The 22,756-nt window shown below is 69.2% G+C and carries 24 protein-coding genes; 5 read left to right on the top strand and 19 right to left on the bottom strand.

Going from position 1 to position 22,756, the window contains the following annotated elements:
- Window positions 1-15 precede the first annotated feature (15 nt).
- The 5 genes from VGC47_02725 to VGC47_02705 all read right to left on the bottom strand — a co-directional run bounded on the left by VGC47_02725 (window position 16) and on the right by VGC47_02705 (window position 2,443).
- Window positions 16-795 carry a PhzF family phenazine biosynthesis protein gene (locus tag VGC47_02725; GenBank protein ID HEX9854206.1) on the bottom strand — a complete coding sequence of 260 codons (780 nt, stop codon included), beginning with the start codon at window positions 793-795 and terminating at the stop codon, window positions 16-18.
- Window positions 792-1,223, bottom strand: coding sequence for a hypothetical protein (locus VGC47_02720; GenBank protein ID HEX9854205.1), 432 nt, complete (start codon window positions 1,221-1,223; stop codon window positions 792-794). The genes VGC47_02725 and VGC47_02720 overlap by 4 nt, the downstream gene beginning before the upstream one ends.
- 153 nt (window positions 1,224-1,376) lie before the next feature.
- Window positions 1,377-1,673 carry a hypothetical protein gene (locus tag VGC47_02715; protein ID HEX9854204.1) on the bottom strand — a complete coding sequence of 99 codons (297 nt, stop codon included), beginning with the start codon at window positions 1,671-1,673 and terminating at the stop codon, window positions 1,377-1,379.
- A complete protein-coding gene (locus tag VGC47_02710) occupies window positions 1,664-1,942 on the bottom strand; it encodes a hypothetical protein (protein ID HEX9854203.1) in 279 nt (92 codons plus the stop codon). Before VGC47_02710 ends, VGC47_02715 begins: the two co-directional genes overlap by 10 nt.
- 3 nt (window positions 1,943-1,945) lie before the next feature.
- Complete coding sequence (locus tag VGC47_02705; protein ID HEX9854202.1) at window positions 1,946-2,443, bottom strand: glycine/sarcosine/betaine reductase selenoprotein B family protein; 498 nt, start codon at window positions 2,441-2,443, stop codon at window positions 1,946-1,948.
- Window positions 2,444-2,663: 220 nt separating this feature from the next.
- On the opposite strand from VGC47_02705, the gene VGC47_02700 reads away from it, so the two are divergent.
- Window positions 2,664-3,812 carry an alpha/beta hydrolase gene (locus VGC47_02700; GenBank protein ID HEX9854201.1) on the top strand — a complete coding sequence of 383 codons (1,149 nt, stop codon included), beginning with the start codon at window positions 2,664-2,666 and terminating at the stop codon, window positions 3,810-3,812.
- 52 nt (window positions 3,813-3,864) lie between these two features.
- Window positions 3,865-4,224: a nuclear transport factor 2 family protein gene (locus tag VGC47_02695; protein ID HEX9854200.1), complete on the top strand. Its 360-nt coding sequence runs from the start codon at window positions 3,865-3,867 to the stop codon at window positions 4,222-4,224.
- Window positions 4,225-4,228: 4 nt separating this feature from the next.
- Here the strand turns inward: VGC47_02695 and VGC47_02690 are convergent, their stop codons facing one another.
- From VGC47_02690 to VGC47_02655, 8 genes are read right to left on the bottom strand one after another with little or no spacing between them, the layout of a single operon-like run.
- Window positions 4,229-5,290, bottom strand: a complete 1,062-nt coding sequence (locus VGC47_02690; GenBank protein HEX9854199.1) for a Gfo/Idh/MocA family oxidoreductase — start codon at window positions 5,288-5,290, stop codon at window positions 4,229-4,231.
- Window positions 5,287-5,691: a cupin domain-containing protein gene (locus VGC47_02685; protein ID HEX9854198.1), complete on the bottom strand. Its 405-nt coding sequence runs from the start codon at window positions 5,689-5,691 to the stop codon at window positions 5,287-5,289. The genes VGC47_02690 and VGC47_02685 overlap by 4 nt, the downstream gene beginning before the upstream one ends.
- On the bottom strand, window positions 5,688-6,446 hold the full coding sequence (locus VGC47_02680; GenBank protein HEX9854197.1) for a creatininase family protein: 759 nt from the start codon (window positions 6,444-6,446) through the stop codon (window positions 5,688-5,690). The genes VGC47_02685 and VGC47_02680 overlap by 4 nt, the downstream gene beginning before the upstream one ends.
- A complete protein-coding gene (locus tag VGC47_02675; GenBank protein ID HEX9854196.1) occupies window positions 6,443-7,411 on the bottom strand; it encodes a C-terminal binding protein in 969 nt (322 codons plus the stop codon). The genes VGC47_02680 and VGC47_02675 overlap by 4 nt, the downstream gene beginning before the upstream one ends.
- Before the next feature lie 57 nt (window positions 7,412-7,468).
- Window positions 7,469-9,634, bottom strand: coding sequence for a phosphoribosylformylglycinamidine synthase subunit PurL (gene purL / locus VGC47_02670; GenBank protein ID HEX9854195.1), 2,166 nt, complete (start codon window positions 9,632-9,634; stop codon window positions 7,469-7,471).
- A complete protein-coding gene (gene purQ / locus VGC47_02665; GenBank protein ID HEX9854194.1) occupies window positions 9,631-10,329 on the bottom strand; it encodes a phosphoribosylformylglycinamidine synthase I in 699 nt (232 codons plus the stop codon). The genes purL and purQ overlap by 4 nt, the downstream gene beginning before the upstream one ends.
- Window positions 10,326-10,559, bottom strand: a complete 234-nt coding sequence (purS, locus tag VGC47_02660) for a phosphoribosylformylglycinamidine synthase subunit PurS (GenBank protein ID HEX9854193.1) — start codon at window positions 10,557-10,559, stop codon at window positions 10,326-10,328. The genes purQ and purS overlap by 4 nt, the downstream gene beginning before the upstream one ends.
- Complete coding sequence (locus tag VGC47_02655) at window positions 10,556-11,419, bottom strand: phosphoribosylaminoimidazolesuccinocarboxamide synthase (protein ID HEX9854192.1); 864 nt, start codon at window positions 11,417-11,419, stop codon at window positions 10,556-10,558. Before VGC47_02655 ends, purS begins: the two co-directional genes overlap by 4 nt.
- Before the next feature lie 94 nt (window positions 11,420-11,513).
- Here VGC47_02655 and VGC47_02650 point away from each other — a divergent pair, with 94 nt between their 5' ends.
- Both VGC47_02650 and VGC47_02645 read left to right on the top strand, forming a co-directional pair.
- Window positions 11,514-12,461: a peptidoglycan recognition family protein gene (locus VGC47_02650; protein HEX9854191.1), complete on the top strand. Its 948-nt coding sequence runs from the start codon at window positions 11,514-11,516 to the stop codon at window positions 12,459-12,461.
- A 167-nt stretch (window positions 12,462-12,628) separates the two neighbouring features.
- Window positions 12,629-14,215: a DUF3352 domain-containing protein gene (locus VGC47_02645; protein ID HEX9854190.1), complete on the top strand. Its 1,587-nt coding sequence runs from the start codon at window positions 12,629-12,631 to the stop codon at window positions 14,213-14,215.
- Between the two features lie 4 nt (window positions 14,216-14,219).
- Here the strand turns inward: VGC47_02645 and VGC47_02640 are convergent, their stop codons facing one another.
- The 6 genes from VGC47_02640 to VGC47_02615 all read right to left on the bottom strand — a co-directional run bounded on the left by VGC47_02640 (window position 14,220) and on the right by VGC47_02615 (window position 20,301).
- The gene (locus tag VGC47_02640) at window positions 14,220-15,005 is read right to left on the bottom strand and encodes a sulfite exporter TauE/SafE family protein (protein HEX9854189.1); all 786 of its coding nucleotides are present in this window, start codon (window positions 15,003-15,005) and stop codon (window positions 14,220-14,222) included.
- Window positions 14,974-15,873, bottom strand: a complete 900-nt coding sequence (locus VGC47_02635) for a DMT family transporter (protein HEX9854188.1) — start codon at window positions 15,871-15,873, stop codon at window positions 14,974-14,976. The genes VGC47_02640 and VGC47_02635 overlap by 32 nt, the downstream gene beginning before the upstream one ends.
- Before the next feature lie 163 nt (window positions 15,874-16,036).
- Window positions 16,037-17,332 carry an adenylosuccinate lyase gene (gene purB, locus VGC47_02630; protein ID HEX9854187.1) on the bottom strand — a complete coding sequence of 432 codons (1,296 nt, stop codon included), beginning with the start codon at window positions 17,330-17,332 and terminating at the stop codon, window positions 16,037-16,039.
- On the bottom strand, window positions 17,329-17,790 hold the full coding sequence (purE, locus tag VGC47_02625) for a 5-(carboxyamino)imidazole ribonucleotide mutase (GenBank protein ID HEX9854186.1): 462 nt from the start codon (window positions 17,788-17,790) through the stop codon (window positions 17,329-17,331). Before purE ends, purB begins: the two co-directional genes overlap by 4 nt.
- Window positions 17,780-19,030, bottom strand: coding sequence for a phosphoribosylamine--glycine ligase (gene purD / locus VGC47_02620; GenBank protein HEX9854185.1), 1,251 nt, complete (start codon window positions 19,028-19,030; stop codon window positions 17,780-17,782). The genes purE and purD overlap by 11 nt, the downstream gene beginning before the upstream one ends.
- Window positions 19,027-20,301, bottom strand: a complete 1,275-nt coding sequence (locus VGC47_02615) for an adenylosuccinate synthase (GenBank protein HEX9854184.1) — start codon at window positions 20,299-20,301, stop codon at window positions 19,027-19,029. Before VGC47_02615 ends, purD begins: the two co-directional genes overlap by 4 nt.
- Window positions 20,302-20,444: 143 nt before the next feature.
- On the opposite strand from VGC47_02615, the gene VGC47_02610 reads away from it, so the two are divergent.
- On the top strand, window positions 20,445-22,658 hold the full coding sequence (locus VGC47_02610; protein ID HEX9854183.1) for a fused MFS/spermidine synthase: 2,214 nt from the start codon (window positions 20,445-20,447) through the stop codon (window positions 22,656-22,658).
- The last annotated feature ends 98 nt before the right edge of the window (window positions 22,659-22,756 follow it).

Genomic DNA, 22,756 nt, shown 5'->3' with positions numbered 1-22,756 from the left:
GTCGAGCGATATCTGTCAGAGGAGGAGCCGGCCTGTGAGAACGGTCCGCGCTCTCCCGCGGAGCGCCACCCGGTCGCCGCGCAGCTCCACCTGAAGCTTGCCGCCGCGCGGTGACGCCTGCCGGGCATCGAGGGTGGTCTTGTCGAGTCGACCGGACCAGAACGACGTCAGCAGGCAATGAGCCGAGCCCGTTGCATGGTCTTCGGGGATGCCCGCCTTCGGAGCGAACACTCGCGAGGTGATGTCGACGTCGTGCCCGCCCGCGGCGGTGATGACGACGCTGCGCAGGACGCCGAAGGCCTCCGCCTCGAGGTCTGGTCGGCAGGCGGCGACCGTCTCCGGCGAGTCGACCTCGACGATCATCGTGTCGTCGCAGGAGGCGATGTTCGCTGCACCGAGCCCGAGCGCCTCGAGCAGCCCGGGTGGCGGCGTGGACGGCTGCGGCGAGGACGCCGGAAAGTCGAGTTCGACGCCTTGCGGCGACGACGACGCCGAGATCGACCCGCGCATCGTGGCGAACTGCGGGGAGCGCTCGCCTCGTTCGTGGTGGAGCACGTGGGCCGCGGCCAGGGTGCCGTGGCCGCACAGTGGCAGCTCGACGGCCGGGGAGAACCAGCGCAGCGGGTACCGCTCGTCGACCGCATCCGTGACGAACGCCGTTGCCGGCTGGTTCAGCTCGGCGGCCACGGCGGTCATCCAATCGGAGTCCCGCCGCCGGTCGAGAAGGACGACCGCTGCCGGATTGCCGGTACCGGGCCCCTCGGAGAAGGCGTCGACGATGAAGACCTTCGTCATTCGGCGAGCTCGGTGGTGACGGGGCCGTCGAACATCGTGACGAAGAGGCACGGCTCCTCGGTGGTAGTTGTGTGCCGCATCACCCGGCCGGCCGGAAAGTGTGCATAGCCCCCACGGCCGATCACCTCCCCGTTGGCGACGAGCCGTCGCTCGAGAACCGGGATGGTGTGCGCCGAGCGGTGGGTATGAGCCAACGCCCCGAGTCCGGCCGGATAGCGGATGACGTGGTGCACGGCGCCGGTCGCCTCGTCTTGATGGACACGGGCGAGCGCGACCGGCCGTGGGTAGACCGTGGCGTCGTCCGGATGGCGCGGCAGGTCGGCGAGCCGCTCGTGGATCACGGCCTCGCCGCATCCGACCGGAGGAGCGCCGGCGTCGTCAGGCTCCATCGCCGCATCGATCCCGCCGGCTCCCGACCATGCCGACATCGACGGGATCTGTGAGCGTACGAGCCTCGGACAAAGCACGGCCTGACACTGGAAGCGAGCGTAGCGAGTGCGTGGTAGGCCGATCGGCGCCGTCCGGGGCGACGCCCGAGACCATCCTCCGGACGGCCCAGCCGTCCGGCGCCGTCTCGGAGGTCAGATGAAGGTGCCCTCCTCGGCGTCCTTCACCGAGAAGAGCCTGTCGATGCAGAAGAGCAGCTCCGTGATGACCTCGTCCTCGACGATCGCAGTCATCCTCTCCGCCTTGGCGATGAACTGGCGGAGCCTTCGCACCAGGGCCTCGTTCGGCTCGCCGGTCGCCTCCTGCTCGGCGATGAGCCTCTCCATCGTCGATCGGTAACCGTCGAGCCGCTCGAGCAGGGCATAGACCGCCGCCTCCATCGGCTCGGTGGCGCCCCTGACCTGCTGGTGGATCGGCTCGGTCAAATCCACCTCTCCCAGCGGCGCCAGCGGTACGGCAGCTCGACGAGGCTCTCCGCCTCGGTTGCGGTCTCGAGCAAGTGGAGCAAGTCGGAGAGGACGAGGTGGTGCTGGGCAGGCTGGTGCGGCTCTCCGAGTGGGTTGCCGAGTGGAAAGCGAACCCAAGCCGCTCGCGACACCTTCATGTTGGCGGTGATCTCCGGGCGCATCGTGAGGCTGACCGTCGGGATCCCTGCTCTCTCGATCTCGCCCTGGACCAGCCCGACCGACCGGTGGCACATCGGTCAGCCCGGAACGAGGACGACGGCATCGACGCCTGCCTCCATGAGCAGGCGTGCCACCAGTGGCCCGGCCTCGTCGGCGACCCTCGACGGGTCGGGATTGAACCCCATCATCCCGATGTGAAACGGGGCACTGGCACCGATGCGCCCGGCGGCGACGAGCTCGTGGACCCGGTCGATCGGTAGCACGACGTTCGGGTCATCCTCGGCGGAGGCGGTGTCGTAGTGGGTGTGCGCAAACCGCAAGCGCGCCGAGTCGACGTCGGCTGGGATGGTCCGAATGGTGGGGTCACCATGCGAGGTGGCCGTGTTGAACGGCTCCTGGTCGTCCAGGTGAGCTCCGGCGGTCGTCACGAGAGCAACCGTCGACTGCGCCAGCGGCTTGGCGAGGGGGGAGAACCAAGCATGGCCGTTGACACGGTTGTTCGCCGCGCCGTGGTCGCGCCCGATCCGCTCCACCCACTCCTCGTAGCGCGCCCTCAGCTCCGCCCGATCGATCATCCAGACCTCTTGATCCCCGGCAGGGTACGTCACCGGCACGGCGGCATGTCTCTCCCGGCGGCGTAGCCGACGAGAGACGGCTATCTCGGCGAGGTCGTCGAGCTCAGCGGGCGGCGGAGCCGGTTGCCGGCTCGCCGGTGGATTGGGCGGTGAGGTGGCCCCAAACGATTGCAGGGAGGCTCGGTACCCTACGTGGGTAGCCGACGAGGAAGGGCGAGCGATGACCGCCGAGACACAGGCCCTGGAGTTCACCGCAGACGAGGACCCGTTCGTGGTCAAGCACGGCGGGTTCTACCGGCGCTGGCTCTCCATGATCGAAGACGTCGACGAGCTGCGGTCCCTCGTCGCCTCACTCGAGGGAACCACCCAGGACAAGTGGATCCCGGTGTGGTCGGCGGCGGGCAGGCGCCACGAGGCAGAGGGCGATCGCCTCGCAGAGGCGGGCGAGGACCTCGACGCCCGGCGCGAGTACCTCCAGGCGAAGACGTTCTACGCCATCGGTCGCTTTCCGGGCGAGATCACCGCCGAGAAGCGGGCGATCTCGGACGACTGCGCCCGGGCGTACCGCAAGGCATCCCGGTACCTCGATCCCCCGCTCGAGGTCGTCGAGATCCCGTGCGAGGGCAAGACGATCCGCGCCCATTTCCGCGCCCCGCGCGGCTCCATCGACGCCCCGGTCGCCGCAGTGCTCGTCATGTGCGGTGCCGACGTCTTCAAGGAGGACCGTGGTTGGGCGGGTGAGATGGCAATGGCCGAGGGCCTTGCCACGCTCGTCATGGACGGCCCGGGCACCGGCGAGACGCCGTTCCCATACGAGCCGGAGTCTGTCAAGGCGTGGATCGCCGCCATCGAGCATCTCGCCGGCCGCCCCGAGGTCGACGCAGATCGGATCGGCGCCTTGGGGATCAGCAGGGGCGGGTACTCGGTCATGCAGCTGGCAGGGACGCACCCCGAGATGGTCAAGGCGGTGGTCGCCATCGCCGGCCATCCGTTCGGGTACCGGATGAGCGACGGCGAGCTCGCCGAGTTCGTCGAGGCACGCAACCGCCGCTCCGAGTTCCGGTACGGCGAACCCGACGGGCCGCCGTCGTTCCCGCCGACGACCGCCGAGAAGGAGCTGGAGAGCTTCTCGCGATGGGCGTTGTCAGAGCTCGGTCTGGTCGACCGGATCACCATGCCGGTGCTCATGATCAACGGCAAGCACGACCACCTCGCCCCGATCGGGAACATCTACTACATGCTCGAGACGGGCCCGGTGACCGGCAAGGAGGCCCGGGTCTACGCCGATGCCGGTCACTGCGCCTTCAAGCACTACCAGGAGTGGGCTCCCGCCTCGTTCGCATGGCTGCGCGACAAGCTCACAGGGTGAACCGAGCTGCGGCCGGGGGTAGCGTCTTCGCCTCGAGGACGAACGGAGTGAGATGACATCCGACGACATCCAGGCCTGGCTCGATCGCTACGTCGAGGCGTGGCACACCTACGACCGCGACGCCATCGTGGCCCTGTTCACCGAGGACGCCTCGCACCGCTATCACCCCTACGACGAGCCGATCTTCGGTGCCCAGGCGATCGCCGACGACTGGCTGGCGAACCAGGACGAGCCCGGATCGTGGGAGGCCGAGTACCACCCGCACCTCGTCACGGACGACCGGGTGATCACGACCGGCAAGACGAGCTACTCGAACGGGAACGTCTACTGGAACCTGTGGGAGCTGGAATTCGACGACTCCGGCCGGTGCCGGCGGTTCATCGAGTGGTTCGTGCTCGAACCGAAGGACTGAGTTCTCACACGGCGGCGCCGACCGACTCGAGCATCGGTCGAATCTCGACGGCTTCCCCGTTGCGATCCGAGGACTCGAGGGCGGCTCGCACGATCGCCAGGGCCCTGATCGCCTCGTCTGCGCCGACCTCGACCGTCGCCTCACCGCGGATCGCCAGGGCGAACTCGTCGAGTTGCTCGCGGAACATGTCTGTCGGCGGGAGCTCTACTGCGGGTCGCACCATGTCGCGATACGCCTGCGAGGTGAGCGTGCTCCACCGGTCCGCCTCGTGGGACTCGTCCCAGTGGGTGAAGTCGAGGTCGTACATGAGGTTCGCCTCGGTTCCCTGCAGGCGGATCTGGTACACGCCGGGCGACGCCCACCCGCATCCGATGTAACCGAGGGCGCCCGACTCGAACTCGAGGATCGCCATGACGGCGTCCGGCACCTCGGAGGCCGTGTACAGGCGCCGGGCGTGGGCCGACACCTGCGCCACCGGGCCGAGCAGGTACTGCAGGTTGTCTGCGTGGTGCACCCCGAGCTGGATGAACGTCCCGCCGGGGCTCTTGTCGGCATACCAACGCCACGTGTCCGTTGTGAGCTCGAGTCCCCGCTCGTTGGAGAAGTTCGCCTCGGCGAGCGAGATGTGGCCCATCCTGCCCTCGTCGATCCAACGTCTCATCACTCGGCATCCGGAGAGGCGCCGCGCCGAGTGGCCCACGGCGAAGATGTTTCCGGTGTCCTCGACGACACGTTTGATGGCGAGGGCGTCCTCGAGCGTGTGGGCGATCGGCTTGTCCGTGTACACCGCCTTGCCGGACTCGAGTGCCTGGACGATCACGTGCTTGTGGGTGTCGTTCGGGGTGGTGACGATGACACCTTCGACCTCGTCGTCGGCCAGCAGCTCCTCGAGGGTCTCGGCCGACCTCGGGATGCCGAACTCCTCTTGGAAGGCGGATCGCTTCTCCTCGGATCGACTGAAGCAGCTGTGGAGGTCGATGACGTCGCCGCGCTGCGCCCCGCGGGCGAGGACCCGCGCCCACCTGCCGAGCCCGATCGGTGCCAGCCGTACCTTCTCGCTCGTCACGCCTCCTCCTTGCCGTGCAACGCACTGTCCGTCTCGTCGCTGTGCAACGCGATGTCCGTCTCTTCGATGTTGTGCGCCAAGTCGGGATGGGGGAAGAAGCAGTGGAGCGTCATCTCGGTGCCCGGCGCCGGCAGCGTCGCATGACGGGCCCCGGGCGGGATGCGCACCACGTCACCGGGCGCAACCGGGGTCCGCTCACCCTCGATCCAGACGACCCCGTTGCCGGCGGCGACGACCACGACCTCCTCGCTGAGGGGATGGAGATGTGCGCGGCGTGCGATGCCGCCGACCAGCCGGACGATCCGCATGCTCGACTCGGAGGCGATGCCTGCCAGCGGGTCTGCCGAGGCGCGCCCGGGCAGTTGCTCGAATCGCATGGCGGCGCCCTTGACGACGTTCACCCGCCACCCCGCAAGGCAAAGATCCGCTCGACGGCCGGCACGATCTCGTCGGCCATGCGGCCTGCAAAACCGACCGCCGCCTCGGCAGTGGCCCACCGCGGGTTGCCGTACCAACCGTCGTCGTCGATCTCCGTCACGTCCGTGATGTAGCCGTGGACTTCGCGGTCGCGGCGCATCTCGTCCATGGCGGCGGCGTGTTCGCTTCGGGTCGCCTCGCCGGCGGCCTCGACGGCGGCGAGCGACGGATCGTGGGCGATCACCGCCAGCGTCTCGATCCCGCCGCCGTGGGTGAGCTCGCCTCCCTCGGCGGCGTAGACGCGCTGGGCGGTGTAGCAGGCATGCGCCACGGCGATGTAGACGCCTTCGTGCCGCGCCTGCAGCTCGGTGGCGACGGCATCCATCGAGGCGATGTTGCCCTCGTGCCAGTTCACGAAGACAAATCGCGTGGCGCCCATCGCAACCATCTCGTCGCAGATGTCACCCAGCAGGCTCTCGAATGTCGTGCGGCGCAGGCTGACCGTGCCGGGGTGGCCGGCGTGGATGGGCGTAACTCCGTACGGACCGAACGGAACCACGACCGCGTCGAGGCGTGCCGCCACCTCCTCGGCGACGAGCTTGGCGGCGATGGTGTCCGTGCCGCAAGGCAGGTGGGGTCCGTGCTGCTCGACGGAGCCGAATGGGACGACGACCGTCTGGTTGCCTGCCAGTGCCGCGGCGACCTCTCCGCTTGTCATGTGGTAGATCGACTTCGTCATCCGGCTCCTCCCGGCTCTGCTACCGGATATCGAGGGCGCTCACCGCGCAGGATGCGGAGGGCCTCCTCTGCCGCTTTGCGACGCAGGTCGCGCTCGCTCTGCTCGGTGTACCACGCCATGTGTGGTGTCAGCAGGACCCGATCTTCGAGGTCGGCGAACACCGACAGATCGGGTGGCTCGCGCTCGAACACGTCGAGGGCGGCGAAGGCGGGGCGGCCGCGGGCGAGTCCGGCCACGAGCGCCTCGGTGTCGACGAGCGACCCGCGTGCCGTGTTCACCAGGATGCTCCCCGGCCGCATCATGGCCAGCTCGGGGCGGCCGATCAGAGGTGTGCCGTCGGCGGCTCCCGGAGCATGGAGGCTGACGACCGTCGAGCTCGAGAGCAATCGCATGAGGACGACCGATTCGGCCACGTCCGGATCGATCGGTGCCAGCGCGTCGGTGGCGTATACCTTCGAGAACCCGAGCGCCCCGAAGTGGGTTGCCACCGTCCGCCCGATGCGGCCGAAACCGACCACACCGGCGGTCATCGCAGACGGCAAGTGGAGGGGTCGCAGGCTGTTGAAGCCCCAGTCGCCGGTTCGCAGCGCCCGATCCGCCTGCGCCAGGCGGCGGACGGCTGCCAGCGCCATCGCCACCGCATGGAGCGCCACCGCCTCCGTCCCGTAGTCGGGCACGTTGGCGACCCACTTTCCGAGATCGGAGGCGGCCACCAGGTCGACGTTGTCCACTCCGACGCCGTAGCGCACGATCGCCTTGGCGGGGAGCGCCTGCAATGCGGCGGCGTCGAGAGGAGGCCTCGGCCCGGCGATGATCGCCACGGCGTCGGCGGCGGCTTCGAGGATCTCGTCGTATGTCGACCCGTCCGAGCGGCGAAGCTGGTACCCGTCGAGCACGAGCTCTTCGACGGCCAGATCGGGCCACCGGGCCCCGAGGATCGCGATGACCGGCGGGTCTGGCTGCATGTCGGTCACGGTAGCAACGTCATGGGCGGCAACCGATTGCGGGCAGGGAAGGCGTCCTCAGCCGAGCCGCCGGGGCAGCGCCTCACGCCACACCCGCCGGGCCACGGAGGCGGTGACGGAGCCGTGCCGACCGAACTCGATGCGATCGTCGCCCGTCACGACCCCGAGACGAACCGCTCGAACGGCCTCCGTTGCGGCGACGCCCCCCGGCGGGGCGATCGCCACGAACCGGTGGGGGCTCTCGTCGAAAAGCTCGCGCCAGTCTGCGACGTCGATGGTGATGCCGACGCCCGAACGGAAGGCGACCTCGGCCACGGCGACGGCGAGGCCGCCGGCCGAGACGTCGTGGAGGACCGGTGAGGAGTGGGCGAGCTCGACGGCGCGCCCCACGACGGCCGGGCCTGCTTCTGGGTCGGGCGCAGCCGGCTCCCCTCCGAGGTGATCGAGGATGACCCTGGCGTAGGCGCTCGCCGCGAAGTCGCTCCGGCCGGCCGGCCCGACCAGCCACACCTCCATGCCGGGAGATGCTGCGTCGAGGCGTGGCGCCTGGGCAGGCATGGGATCGGCGAGGCCGAGCATCCCGACCACCGGAGTCGGGTAGATGTCGCGGCCATCGGTCTGGTTGTAGAACGACACGTTGCCCCCGACGACGGGCACGCCGAGCTGCTCACATGCCTCGCTCATGCCGGCGACCGTCTCGACGAACTGCCACATCACCTCGGGCCGCTCCGGGTTTCCGAAGTTGAGGTTGTCGACGACCGCGTACGGTCGGGCGCCCGTGACGGCAACGTTGAGGGCGGCCTCCCAGACGATTCGAGCCGCGCCGACACGCGGGTCGAGGTAGCAGAGGCGTCCGTTTCCGTCTGTCGAGACGGCCAGACCTTTGCCCGTCCCCTTGATTCGCAGTAGAGCTGCGTCGTTCCCGGGCGCCACGACCGTGTTGAGGAAGAGCAGGTGGTCGTACTGCTCGTATATCCATGACGGATCCCCGAGGGCGGGATCGTCGAGCATGGCGAGCAGCGCCTCACCGGCGTCGACCGCGGCGGGGAGCTCGGGTCGGTCGGCGGCGAGGCGGTCCTGCCAGTCGGGGCGTAGAGCAGGCCGCTCGTAGCGGGGGGCGTCGTCGGACAGTGAGGAGGCGGGGACTTCGGCGACGAGCTCGCCGTCGTGGACGACCCGCAGCATGCCTCCCGCCGTCACGACGCCGATCTCGGTGGCATTGATCTCCCACTTGCCGGCGACGGCGAGCACCTCGGACAGGCGGGACGGCTCGACGATGGCGAGCATCCTCTCCTGGGACTCCGACATGAGGATCTCCCCTGCCGTCATGTCCGCCTCCCTGAGCGGCACGGCGTCGAGGTCGACGTCCATCCCCATGCCGCCGGCGGCTGCGCACTCCGACGTGGCGCACGAGATGCCGGCGGCACCGAGGTCCTGGATGCCGACCACGAGGGAGGCCTCGTAGAGCTCGAGGCACGCCTCGATGAGCTTCTTCTCCTCGAACGGGTCGCCGATCTGGACGGACGGCCGTTTGGCGCCGGACGCCTCGTCGAAGGCTGCGGACGCCAGGATCGATGCTCCCCCGATGCCGTCTCGCCCCGTCGCCGCACCGAGGAGGACGGCCACGTTGCCCACCCCGGAGGCCGCCCGCGTGACGAGCTGCTCGCGGCGGAGCAGTCCGAGCGCCATCACGTTGACGAGCGGGTTCGCGGCGTACTCGTCGGCGAGCTCGAGCTCGCCACCGAGGGTGGGGACACCGACGGCGTTGCCGTACCCGGCGATGCCGGCGACGACGCCCGCGAGCAGGTAGCGGCTCCGGGGGTCGTGCAACCGGCCGAACCGCAGCGGATCCAGCACCGCGATGGGGCGCGCTCCCATCGTGAAGATGTCGCGCAAGATGCCACCCACGCCGGTCGCAGCTCCCTGATACGGCTCGACGAACGAGGGGTGGTTGTGGCTCTCGATGCGGAGCGCCACCAGCCAGCCGTCGCCGACGTCGACCACCCCGGCGTTCTCGCCTGGCCCGACGACCACCCATGGCGCCTCCGTCGGAAAGCGCGTCAGGTGGAGGCGCGACGACTTGTACGAACAGTGCTCCGACCACATCACCGAGTACATGGCGAGCTCCGCCGGGCGGGGCTCCCTGCCGAGGATCTCGACGACCGAGCCGTATTCGGCATCCGTCATGCCCAGCGTCCGGTGCGTCGGCTCTGCCAGCGTCATGCGGAGGCGGGCACGAGTGCGGTCGCCAACGAGGCGAGGAGCGGGACGCCTCCGGTCGAACCGAGTACCGGGTCGCTCGCCCGCTCGGGATGCGGCATGAGCCCTGCGACGTTGCCGCTCTCGTTGCGGATCCCGGCGATCGAGTTCGACGAACCGTTCGGGTTGGCCTCGTCGGTGACGTCACCGTCGGGATCGCAGTACCTCAGCAGCACCTGGCCGTGCGCCTCGATCCGCTCGAGCTCGGCGGCCGGCGCCACGAAGTTCCCCTCGTACGAGTTGAGTGGGAGCCGCAGGACGTCTCCCACCGACGCTTCGCCGGTGAGCACGGAACCTGTGCTCTCGACCCGCATGTCGACCGGACGGCAGATGAAGCGCAGGTCGCGGTTGGCAACCAGGGCGCCCGGCAGGAGTCGCGCTTCGCAGAGCACCTGGAACCCGTTGCATATCCCGACTACCGGTCGACCCTCGTCTGCGAATCGCTCCACTTCGCGCATCACGGGAGAGAAACGGGCGATGGCCCCGGTGCGCAGGTAGTCGCCGTGGGCGAAGCCGCCGGGGATCACGACGCCGTCGAAGCCCTCGAGGGACGTCTCGCGATGCCAGACCGTGCGAGCGTCGACTCCGAGCGTCGAGAGAGCATGGACGACGTCTCGTTCACAATTGCTGCCGGGGAACACGACGACGGCTGCCTTCATTCGACCACCTCGATGGCGTATTCCTCGATCACAGGGTTGGCGAGCAGCTGCTCGCACATCGCAGCCACGTCGGAGGCGTCGCCGTCGTCCGTGTCGACGAAGATCACCCGTCCGAAGCTGACGTCGACCACCCCGGAGTACCCGAGGTCGTGGAGCGCTCTCGCCGTCGTCGCCCCTTCGGGGTCGGCGAGGCCATGCTTGCGGCGGATGTCGATCCGGTACTTCGTCATCGCACGAATCGGCTGCCGGTGAGGCGCTCGTACACGTCGATGTAGCGAGTGCGCGTGTCGAAGACGACGCCCTCCGGCAGCCGGGGCGCCGGAGGGACCTTGTCCCAGCCTTGCGCCTCGAGCCAATCTCGTACCGGCTGCTTGTCGAACGACGGCATGATATGCCCCGGCCGCCACTCGTCCTCCGGCCAGTAGCGCGAGCTGTCCGGCGTGAGGACCTCGTCGATGAGGATGATCTCGCCGTCGACGAACCCGTACTCGAACTTGGTGTCTGCGAGCAGGATCCCGCGTGCCGCCGCCAGCGCGGCCGCCTCCAGATAGACGGCGACCGACCGATGGCGCAGCTCTTCGTAGACGTCGCTCCCGACGAGGGCCCGCGCCTCGGACTCCTCGAGGTTCTCGTCGTGGCCGGACTCGGCCTTCGTCGCCGGGGTGAAGATCGGCTCCTCGAGCCGGTCTGCCATCCGCAGGCCCGCGCCGAGGTGCTCGGTGGTCGGTCCGCCTCCCCTGGAATACTCGTTCCACGAAGATCCGTACAGGTAGCCGCGGACGACGCACTCCATAGGGATCACGTTGGCGCGTCTCACTACCATCGAACGGCCCTGCAGGTAGGCGGCGGACTCACCGTCGAGCCCCGGAAGCGTCGTCACGTCGGTCGACAGGAGATGGCACGGGACGGCGAGGATGTCGAACCAGTGCTTCGAGAGCCCGGTGAGCACCCTGCCCTTGTCGGGTATCTCCGGCTCGAGCACGACGTCGAAAGCCGAGATCCTGTCGGTGGCGACGATGAGCAGCCGCTCTTCGTCGATCTCGTAGATCTCCCTGACCTTGCCCGATCCGAGATGCTTCAGCGCCAGCATCGCCGGCGATGGTAGCCATGCGTCGTTCCGCCCCAGCGGATGGCCTCGAGGGTGTTGCTTCCCGTTGCATTCGCCATGGCCTACGGTGCCCGTCATGACGGAACGAGATCCCGCTCGCCGCAGGTTCCTCACCTGGCTCGGCGGCGCCCTCGGCGTGGCAGGCATATCGGCGTTCGGTGTGCGACTCGCCCGGTCGGGAGAGAGCGCCGCGGAGCCCGCCGGCGCCGCGCCCGCCGATGCGATCCGGGGTGCCGGCCCGACGACGACCGCCGGCACGGTCCGGGAGACGTCGACGGTCCCATCTGCGACGACGAGCGCCGCCCCCACGACCACCGAACCCCCCACGTCGACGACGGCCTCCACGACGACAGAACCGCCCCCGGAGACGACGACGTCGAATGCGGCCCCCGAGACCACCGAGCCTCCTCCCACCTCGCCGCCTGGCGGGGACGGCGTCGTGACGGTGATCTGCCGCGAGTCCTGGGGTGCCAGAGCCGCCGAGGACGGGATGCAGGACCACACGATCGAGCGGCTCACCGTGCACCACACCGCCGCCTTCCTGGGAGACAACGGGCGGGCGCCGGCGATGGTGCGGGGCCACCAGCGCTTCCACATCGACGACCGCGGGTGGCCGGACCTGGCCTACCACTACATCATCGACGCCAAGGGGTACGCCTACGAAGGCCGTGACACCACGAAGGCGGGCGACACCGCAACCCGCTACGACCCTGCCGGCCACTTCCTCGTCTGCTGTGAGGGCAACTTCGACGACCAGAGCGTCCCGGAGGCGCAGCTCGGTGCGCTCGTCGACGTGCTGGCGTGGGCTGCGGCCCGTTTCGGCGTCGGCGCCGACGCGATCACCGGCCACCGCGACCACGCCGCGACCACATGCCCCGGCTCGAGCTTGTACTCGACGATCGAGGACGGCACCCTGCGGAAGGCGGTTGTCGCCCGGCTGGCCGCCGGACCCCCGGAGCTGCGTGTCGTCTGCGGCGAGGAAGGTGACGCCCTCGTGGCGGACATCGAGGCGGGCAGGGCGTGATTCAAGGGCCTTCGTTGTGTTTCCGATAGTCGTGGCAAGCCGAAAGGAAGATGATGGACTCAGGCGACGAGCAGCCGACTGCCGATCAGCCGGGCGTGCGCCCGCTCGACCCGTACGCGCCCGAAGGCGGGACCGCGCCGAGGCCCCGGAAACGATCGCGCCGTAGCATGGTGGTCGCTACCGGAGTCGCCGGTGCCCTGGTCGTCGCCGGGGTTGCAGGTGCCGCCTGGCTGCGCAACGAGATGGGATCTCCGCTCGGCGCAGCCGATTCGATCCCGCAGGACGCCGACTTGGTCGTCACCGTCGACTTCCTGCACTTCACACAGGACGGCCGGCTCGACACGATCATCGACGCCGTCACCCGGCCGATGCTCGACGTCGGCACGATCGAGAGAGGCGACCTCGCCAGCATCGTCGAGGCGCTCAGCGACGAGGTGCTCGGCGAGACGGGCATCTCCCTCACCGAGGACGTCGTGCCGTGGGTCGGCCGTTCAGCCGCGCTGGCGGTGGTCGACCTGGCGGGCGTCTCCCAGACTGCCGCCTCACGCCTCCCGAGCGGGTTGCTCGTCGCGATCGACGTGCGCGATCACGCCACGGCGGAGCAATTCGTCACGAAGCTCGTGTCGACCGTCGAAGACCATGGCGGCTCGATCGGTACGGAGGTCGTGGACGGACACACCGTCTACGTTGCCGATTCGGGCCTTGGCTACTACTCGCTGACTGAAGACACCTTCCTCGTCGCCTCCGACGACGCCACCCTGCGCAGCGCCTTCGACGCAGAGTCCGGCAGCGCAATTGCCGACACGCCGGCCTTCCAGAGAGCGATGGCGGCCCTCGACCCCGACCGTGGAGTGAGCTTCTACATGCGCAACACGATCCCGGACCTCATCCGTTCAATCGAGGGCGTCGCCGGGGCAGGCGCGGTCCCTGAGATCGACTCGTCGCTGTATGAGAACCTCGTGGCTGTCGCAGGCGCAGCCGGCCTCGTCGACGATGGCTTCTGGGCCGAGACCAAGCTCCTCTACGACGGCGACGCCCCTGCCTTGATCGGCTCGGAAGAGCCGCCGCTCGTGTCGGGGCTGCCGGCGGGGACGTACTTCTACCTCGGCGTCGCAGCCGCCGAGGAGACCTTCGCCGATGCGATGGACGCGCTGCGTGCTTCGCTGGAGAGCGCCGGGGTGCCGCTCGGACCATACGGCGACGTCCTCGGGTACCTCGACGGGCGGTTCACGCTCGCCGTCGTTCCCGCAGACAGCGGCCTGATCTCGTCCATGCTGGGCGCCGATGTCGGCATCGTCGGCGGGATCGGTATCGACGACCCCGCCGGCATGCGGGGGTTCCTCGAGGGAGTCATCCCAAGCTTCGCGGTAGACGGTGTCGAAGTCGTCGAGGATGGCGAGATGATGCGGGTCTTCGCCGACGGCGCCGAGGTGCTGGCGTTCTCGATCACCGAGGAGGCGCTCGCCATCGGCACGAGCGCCGCCACGCTCGGTCCCGTGCTGTCAGGAGGAGGCGAGGGACTGACGACGAGCGCCCTCTACCGGGACCTCGATGCCCTTCTCCCCGGCGACGGGGTGGACCTGTACGTCGACGTCGAGGCGGCGGTGGATGCCTTCCTGCTCGACGATCCCGCCGTTGTGCGGCAAGGCGCCCCGTTCCAAGCGGTGAGAGGCATCGGCGGCTCGACCGTCGTCGAGGGCGACACGCTGACGGCGCGCTTCGTCCTGCTGTTCGACGTATCGTCGGGAGCCTGACTGCTCAAACGATGAGCAGGCGCGTCCCGGCGACGACGCCGAAGCCGATCACGACGGCGCGAAACCACACCGGCCGCAACCGTCTGGCGAGCACCGCGCCCATGAACCCTCCTACGAAACTTGCCGGTGCCATCAGGGCTACGGCGTCCCACGCCACGGGCGCCGTCACGGCGAAGAGGATCAGTGCCACGCAGTTCACCGTGAGCGCGATCACCCCGCGCAGGCCGTTGAGGCGTTGCAGGTCGTCGGCGAGGAACACCCCGAGGAGGGCGAGCAGGATCACGCCGAAGCCTGCGCCGAAGTACGCACCGTAGACCGAGGCGAGGAACACCCCGGCGTGCAGCAGGGGAGCCTTCTCGCCGCCGATCGAGGTGGCCGCCACCGCCCTCGCCACGATCGGTTGGACGAGGAAGAGGACGGACGCCGCCAGGATGAGCCACGGCGCCATCGATCGAAACAGCCGCTCCGGGGTCGTCAGCAGGACGACCACGCCGGCGACCGCTCCGGTGACGGCGGCCGGCGCGAATCGACGTATCCGATCGCGCTGGGCACGCACTTCCCGTCGGTAGCCGGCGACGCCTCCCAGGTATCCGGCCCAGATGCCGACGGTCGACGTCACGTTGGCGGTGACTGCCGGGAACCCCGTCCACAAGAGAACGGGGAACGAGACGATCGAGCCGCCTCCGGCGGCGCCGTTGACTGCTCCCGCCGCAAATCCGGCGAGCCCGATGGCTGCGGCCTCGGCAAGCGTCAGGTGTTCACCGCTCCCTCCGCGACGCGAGCACGGCACCGCCGATGACGAGCACGATGCCGGCGAGCGCTGCCAAAGCGACCGTCTCCGAGAGGAACACGACGCCGAGCACGAGCGACACGGCGGGGATCATGTATGTGGCCAGCGATGCGCGCGGCCCCCCAACCCGCCCCGCCAGGGTCGCCATGAACACGAAGGCGATCCCGGAGCCTGCGATCCCGAGCACTGCGACTGCGGCGGCCGCGTCGATGGCGAACGTCGATCGAGGCAGGCCCCACAGACCGAAGGGCGCCGTCCAGACGGTGGCGAGCGCCAGCATGCGCGACATCACGGCTATCGAGCCGTAGCGCTGTTGCACCCTGCCGGCGAGATTGATCGACAACCCGTAGAAGACGGTTGCAGCCAGTACCATGAGCACGCCCACGATCGCCGTGCCACCTTCCGCACTCGAGCCTGCGCTCATGAGGACGACTCCCGCGAATCCGACTGCAATGCCGACCCGTTGCGGTCCGCGGGGAGCGCGGTCGAACAAGACGGCGCCGAGGATCCCGGCGAAGATCGGCGTCGCCCCGTTGAGGATCCCGGTCACCGCCGAGTTGATGTGCTCCTCGGCGAGGGGGAACAAGGTGAACGGGATCGCCACCCATGTGAACGAGAGGAGCAGGATCGTCTTGCGGTCCTCTCTGGCGATCTCGACAGGAGGCCGGGGCATGACGGCGAGCGTTGCTGCGCCGAGCGCCACCCTGCCCCACGTGATGAGGGCGGGGTGGAAGGCCTCCAGGCCAACCTTGATGAGCAGGAACGACGCACCCCAGATGAGACCGACTGTTGCGAAGAGCGCCCAATCGATGCTTGAGAACGGGGCCCTGTCGTCGCGGATGGTTGCCGTTGTCGTCGTCGAGGTCATGCTGAGGAGAACCCCGCGAGGCGCGACGCGGTTGCACACCCGATGACCATCGCCGCAAGCTAGCCGGGACGAGCCGAGGTCCCGCCGCTCTCTGCGTTCTGGCGTCCCCGCATCGCACATGTGCGATGCGGGGACGCCAGAACGGAAGGGGAACGTCCGTGTGTCAGACCTCGAGCGCATCGAGGCGATCGAAGACGACGCCGGCGTTGCGGAGGAAGCGCTCCGGGGAGAAGCACTCGGCGAGGTCGGCGTCACTCAGGGCGACCTCGGGGTCGGCCGCCAGGAGATCCCGGAGCTGCCCGCCACCTTCCCAAGCCGCCATGGCGTTGCGCTGCACGATGCGATACGCCTCGTCGCGCCCCGTCCCCGTCTCGACGAGGCGCAGCAGGACCGCCTGCGAGTAGACGAGCCCCCTCGTGCCCTCCAGGTTGGCGGCCATGCGCTCGGCGTCGACCACGAGCTCGGCCACGAGCTTCGTCATCCTGACGAGAGCGAAGTCGAGCAGCAGGCAGGCGTCGGGCAACGCCACCCGCTCCACCGACGAGTGGGAGATGTCGCGCTCGTGCCACAGCGCCACGTCCTCGAGGCCGGCGCCCGCATAACCGCGGAGCAGGCGGGAGATCCCCGTGATGTTCTCGGCTGTGATCGGGTTGCGCTTGTGGGGCATCGAGGACGAGCCCTTCTGCGCCGACCGGAACGCCTCACGCACCTCGCCGACCTCGCTGCGCTGCAGCTGCCGCAGCTCCGTCGCGAAGCGCTCCAGCGACGATCCCACGAGCGCGATCGCAGACAAGAACTCGGCGTGACGGTCGCGATGGGTCACCTGTGACGAGGCTGGCTCGATCCCGACCCCGAGCCTGCCGCACACGTACGCCTCGATCGAGTGCGGCGTGTGGGCGTACGTGCCGACTGCGCCGGAGATCTTGCCGACAGCCACCGCGGCGGTGGCCCGGCGCATTCGATCGAGGTCGCGGCTCAGCTCGAATGCCCAGGTCGCCAGCTTCAACCCGAACGTCGTCGGCTCGGCCCAGATCCCATGGGTCCTGCCGACCATGAAGGTGTCGCGATGCTCGCCGGCCCGCGCCCGCACCACGCCGAGCAGCGCCTCCACCCGGCCGGTCAGCAGATCACCCGCCTCCTTCAAGATGGCCCCCTGGGCGGTGTCGAGCACGTCGGACGACGTCAGGCCGTAATGAACCCACTCGCCTCCGTCAGCGACCGTCGCCGAGAGCACGTCGACGAACGCCGCCAGATCGTGGTTGGTGACCTCCTCTCGGTCCTTCCACGCCATCGGGTCCACCTCGGGGGCGGCCCGCAGCGCAAGCGCAGCGTCGGCAGGCGCCACCCCGGCCGCCACCCAGGCCTCGACGACCAGAGTCTCGACCTCCTTCCAGACGGCGAGCTTGCGGGCCTCGCTCCAGATGGCCGACATCTCGGGGAGGGAGTAGCGGGGGATCACGACCGGAGCGACTCCCGGTACTTCTCGAGGGCGGCGGCGACGCCATCGTCCGTGACGGAGATCATGGCGGCCGCCAGGTAGGCGGCGTTGGCCGCCCCGTCGACCGCAACGGTCGCAACCGGGATGCCCGTCGGCATCTGCACGGTCGCCAGCAAGGCGTCGAGGCCACCGAGGCTGCCTGCTGCGATGGGGACACCGATCACGGGCAGCGTCGTGTGGGCGGCGACGGCGCCCGCCAGGTGGGCAGCCTTGCCTGCGCCGCAGATGATGGCGGCGTAGCCGTTCTCGCGGGCGGCGGCGGCGAACGCCGCGACCGTGTCCGGGGTCCGGTGTGCCGACATGACGTGTACCTCACTGGCGATCCCGAGGCCGTCGAGCACCTCGCGGGCAGGCTCCATCTTGTCTGCGTCCTTGCCGGATCCCATGAGGATGGCCACCTTGGCGCTCTCAGTTCCCAATGTCGCTCCTCATCTGCTTGCCTTCGAAGTCGATCTGGCCGGCCCGCTCGTACGCCCGCTTCCGGGCCGTCGCCACGTCGGGGCCGACCCCGACGACGTTGAGCACCCGGCCGCCGCTCGTCTCGAGCCCGCCGTCCCCGTATCGCGTGCCGGCATGGAAGACCAGCACGTCGCCGCCTGCCGACAGGTCGCCGGAGATCGGCAGCCCCGACACCGAACCGACCGGGTAACCGGGAGACGCCAGCACGACGTCGACTGCGGCGTCCTCATGCCACTCGAGCGGGGAGTCGATCGGCTCGCCGGCAGCCGCCGCCGCCAAGACGGTGAGCAGGTCGCTCGCCAGGCGCGGCATGAGTACCTGGGTCTCCGGGTCGCCGAGGCGGCAGTTGAACTCGAGCACACGCGGTCCGTCGGCCGTGAGGACGAGACCGGCGTACAGGAATCCGGTGTACGGGATGCCCCGCCTGCTCAACTCACGCAGCACCGGCTGGATCACGTCGTCCCTCGTCGCCGCCACGAGGCCCTCCGGCAGGTGGCGCGGCGGGCTGTAGCAGCCCATCCCGCCCGTGTTCGGTCCCGTGTCGCCGTCTCCGATGCGCTTGTAGTCGCGGGCCGCCTCGAGCGTCAGGGCGGTTTCGCCGTGACAGACGGCGAGAACCGAGACCTCGTCGCCGTCGAGGTGGTCCTCGATGACGACCGCAGAGCCCGCCTCGCCGAACCTCCCCGTCAGGCATGCGGCGGCCCACGCCGTGGCGGCCTCCAAGTCCTCGGTTACGAGAACCCCCTTGCCGGCGGCCAGACCGTCCGCCTTCACCACGTACGGCCCGCTTCGGCCTGCGAGGTGGGCGGCTGCGCCTGCCGGATCGGTGAACACCTCCGCCGCCGCGGTCGCCACACCTGCCGTTCGCATGACCTCTTTGGCGAACGCCTTCGACGACTCGAGGCGGGCGGCGGCCGCCCCCGGGCCGAACACCGGCACTCCCGCCGCGCCGAGCGCATCGGCGACGCCGGCCGCCAGTGGGGCCTCGGGCCCGATCACCACCAGGTCGGCAGCCTCGGTCGCAGCAAGGTCGGTCACGGCGGCCGCATCGGTGATGTCGATCGAGGTGATGCACCGACCGAGCTCCGCCAGGCCGGGGTTCCCAGGGGCGCTCACGAGCGCGGTGAGCACCGGGCTCTGAGCGAGCTTCCACCCGAGGGCGTGCTCGCGGCCCCCGCCGCCGAGGAGGAGGACCTTCATGCGCGCCGGATGGTCGCCGCCCGACTCGGGCCGACGGACACGGTGGTGATCGGCACTCCTGCCAGCTCCTCGACGTGCTCGACGTAGGCGCGGGCGGGAGCCGGAAGCTGCTCGAAGGACGTGACGGACGAGATGTCGGAGCTCCAGCCCTCCATGTCCTCGTACACCGGATGGCAGTTGTAGAGCACGCGTTGCTGGCGAGGGAACTCGCTGTATCGCTGGTCGAGCGAGTCGTAGGCGACGGCGATCTTCAGCGACTCGAAGTGCGAGAGCACGTCGAGCTTCGTCAGGGCGATCTCGCTGATCCCGTTGACCCGAACCGAGTAGCGCAGCGCCACGGCGTCGAGCCAGCCACACCGCCTCCTCCTGCCGGTCACGGTCCCGTACTCGCCGCCGATCTCGACCATCTTCTCGCCGATCTCGTCCTCGAGCTCGGTCGGGAACGGCCCGGTGCCGACCCGGGAGATGTACGCCTTGGCCACCCCGACGACCCGATCGATGTCGCGGGGGCCCACCCCTGCGCCGACCGGGGCGCCTCCCGCAGTCGGGTTCGACGACGTGACGAAGGGGTACGTCCCGTGATCGATGTCGAGCAGGGTTCCCTGGGCGCCCTCGAAGAGCACGTTCTTGCCTTCGTGGATCGCCTCCCAAACGAGGAGCGAGGTATCCGTCACGTGCTCCTGGAGACGGTCGGCGTACCGTAGGTACTCCTCGGCGATCGGCTCGTCGTCCATGGGGAGCTGGTTGTAGACCTTCGTGAGGATCTTGTTCTTGTGGGTGAGGGCGGCGTCGAGCTTCTGTCTGAAGATCTTCGGGTCGAAGAGGTCCTGGACCCGGATACCCGACCTGGCGTACTTGTCCATGTACGCCGGACCGATCCCGCGCTTCGTCGTCCCGATGTTCTGACTGCCGAGGTAGCGCTCCATCACGGCATCCAGCTTGCGGTGATACGGCATGATGAGGTGGGCGTTGGCGGAGAGGCGCAGCTTGCCCGGGTCGATGCCCCGATTGCGCAGCGTCTCCATCTCCTCGAGGAGCACGGCCGGATCGACGACGCAACCGTTCCCGATGACCGGTGTGACCTGGGGGTAGAGAACCCCGCTGGGGATGAGGGTGAGGGCGAACCGCTCGTCGCCGACGACGATCGTGTGCCCGGCGTTGTTGCCGCCCTGGTACCGGACGACCACATCGGCGAACTCCGACATCTGGTCGGTGATCTTGCCCTTCCCCTCGTCGCCCCACTGCGATCCGACGATGACTGTGGCGGGCATGCGCTCCTCCGCGACTCCGGACGTTCGAGTGTAGGAGGGGTTCGCCCGACGGCCTTCGCCTCCCAACGCCCGCACAGGTTTGCTCAAATGCGACCTCGGCGGCGCCGATGGACCACCATGACGTGCCGTCCTGAGGAGAGCCGATGACGCAGACTGTGCCGCGGGAGGTGGCCTTCGCCACGCATGAGCCCTCCCGCTCGCGCCGGTGGGTCACGGCAGTCTTCGGAGGGACGATCCTCCTCGGCTCGGCGATGCTCTTCCTCGTCGAGCCGATGGTTGCCAAGATGCTGCTGCCTCGGCTCGGCGGCGTGCCGGCGGTGTGGAACACCGCCCTCGTGTTCTTCCAGATCCTCCTGCTCGCCGGGTACGCCTGGGCGCACCTCACCTCGACCAGGCTCGGTCTGCGCCGGCTGGTCGTCGCCCAGGTCGGGCTGTTCATCGTGGCGGCCGCCCTCCTGCCCGTCGGCATACCCGAGATGTGGGTGCCGTCGACGACCGCCCCCGTGCGCTGGGCTCTCGTGGCGCTCGGCGTCGCCGTCGGACTGCCGTTCTTCGCCCTCTCGACGGCGAGCCCAATCCTGCAGCGGTGGTACTCGAAGACGGATCAGCGCAAGGCAGACGACCCCTACTTCCTGTACGCGGCGAGCAACGTCGGCAGTCTCATCGGCCTGCTCGGCTATCCACTCGTCGTCGAGCCCACCCTGACGCTCGACGAGCAAGCCACGGTGTGGACCGGCGCCTTCATCGTGCTCGTCTGCCTCGTCGCACTGTGCGGAGTCACCGCCGTCGCCAGGAGGCGCGCATCGGACTCCGGAGCCGGCGCAGCCGAGGACGCCGACGTGCCTCCCATCGCGCCTCGCCTCAGGTTGCGCTGGATCGCGCTGGCCGCCGTTCCATCGGCCTTGCTGCTCGGGGTCACCCACTTCCTCTCCACGGACATCGCCGCCATCCCGCTCTTGTGGGTGATCCCGCTCACCCTCTACCTCGCCACGTTCGTGGTGGCCTTCGGTCCGAACCCGTCCTGGCTGCGTGACCTCTCGGCGCGGGTCCTCAAGCTGCTCGTCGTCCCGCTGGCGGTGAGCCTGGTCGCATTCGTACCCCTCGTCTTCGACGTCGCACTGAGCCTGGTGGTGTTCACGGCGGCGGCGCTCGTCGCCCACGGCGAGCTGGCTGCCTCCCGGCCCCACACGGCCCGGCTGACCGAGTTCTACATGCTCGTCTCGGTGGGCGGTGCAGTGGGTGGCATGCTCGTCGCACTGGTCGCGCCCGTCGTGTTCCCGGTGGTGCTCGAGTACCCGCTCGCCCTCGCAGCGGCTCTCGTGTTCCTTCCGGCGGCGCTCTTCGGGAGCACCCCCGGCCACAGGCAGTCGCTCGGCATCGTCATCGTCCTCGGCTCCGTCGTGCTCGTCGGGGTGATCGTTGCGCTCCGGGCATCGGACGAAGCCTCCGGCTCGCTCGTCCTGCTCACCGCGGTAGGGGTTGCCGGCTATGTGCTGGCGCGCCGGCCCTGGCACTACGCCGCCGCCATCGGAGTCGCCCTGGTGCTGGCGACGGTCATCCCGCTTGCGAGCGCCGAGCTGTTCGATCGGAGCTTCTTCGGCACCCTCCGGGTCGAGGACACAGGATCGGAGCGCCAGATCGTCAGCGGCTCGACGGTGCACGGAGCCCAGGCCCTGGATCCCGCCCTCGCGGGTGAGCCGCGCACCTATTACCACAGGAGCGGTCCGATCGGCGACGTCTTCTCACTGCGAGACGATTCGGCGCACTCCACCGCCGTGATCGGGCTCGGCGCCGGCGCGGTCGCCGCCTATGGGAGGCCGGGAGACACGCAGGTGTACCTCGAGATCGATCCCCTGGTGGCCGAGGTCGCCTCGGATCCCCGGTACTTCACGTTCCTGTCCGAGTCGGAGGCGAGCACCGAGATCCGGCTCGGGGACGGCAGGCTCCTCCTCGAGGCGGCCGACGAGCGGTACGACCTCGTCGTGCTCGACGCCTTCACGTCGGACGCCATCCCGGTTCACCTGCTCACGCTGGAGGCGATGGACGCCTACGAGCGCCACCTCGCAGATGGCGGGCTGATCGCCTATCACGTCTCGAACCGATACCTCGACCTGGCTCCGGTCCTGGCTCGCCAGGCCGACGAGCTGGGGCTCACCATCGTCGGCAAGGCGGACGGCACGACCCCCGAGCAGGTCGAGGACGGCAAGTGGGAGTCGACCTGGGTCGTGATCTCGGCCGATCGGGCAAGCGTCGCCGAGCTCCTGGCCGATCGGGGTTGGGTCGCACTCAATGGAGGGGAAGGGCCCCTGTGGACGGACGACTACTCGAATCTGCTCCAGGTGATGCATTTCTCGTGAGCAACCCGGGGGCACATTTCGAGACCGTCCTGGGGCCTCGTCGCTCCGAATATCCCGTGCGGCCGAGTATGGTGCGGTCGCTCAGAGCATCGCCAGGA

The sequence above is a fragment of the Acidimicrobiia bacterium genome, assembly GCA_036396535.1.
In the GTDB taxonomy this organism is placed as follows: Bacteria; Actinomycetota; Acidimicrobiia; order Spongiisociales; family UBA5794; genus DASWKR01.
Note: the sequence above shows the minus strand (reverse complement) of the source record. Positions and strands in the feature narration are given on the sequence as shown.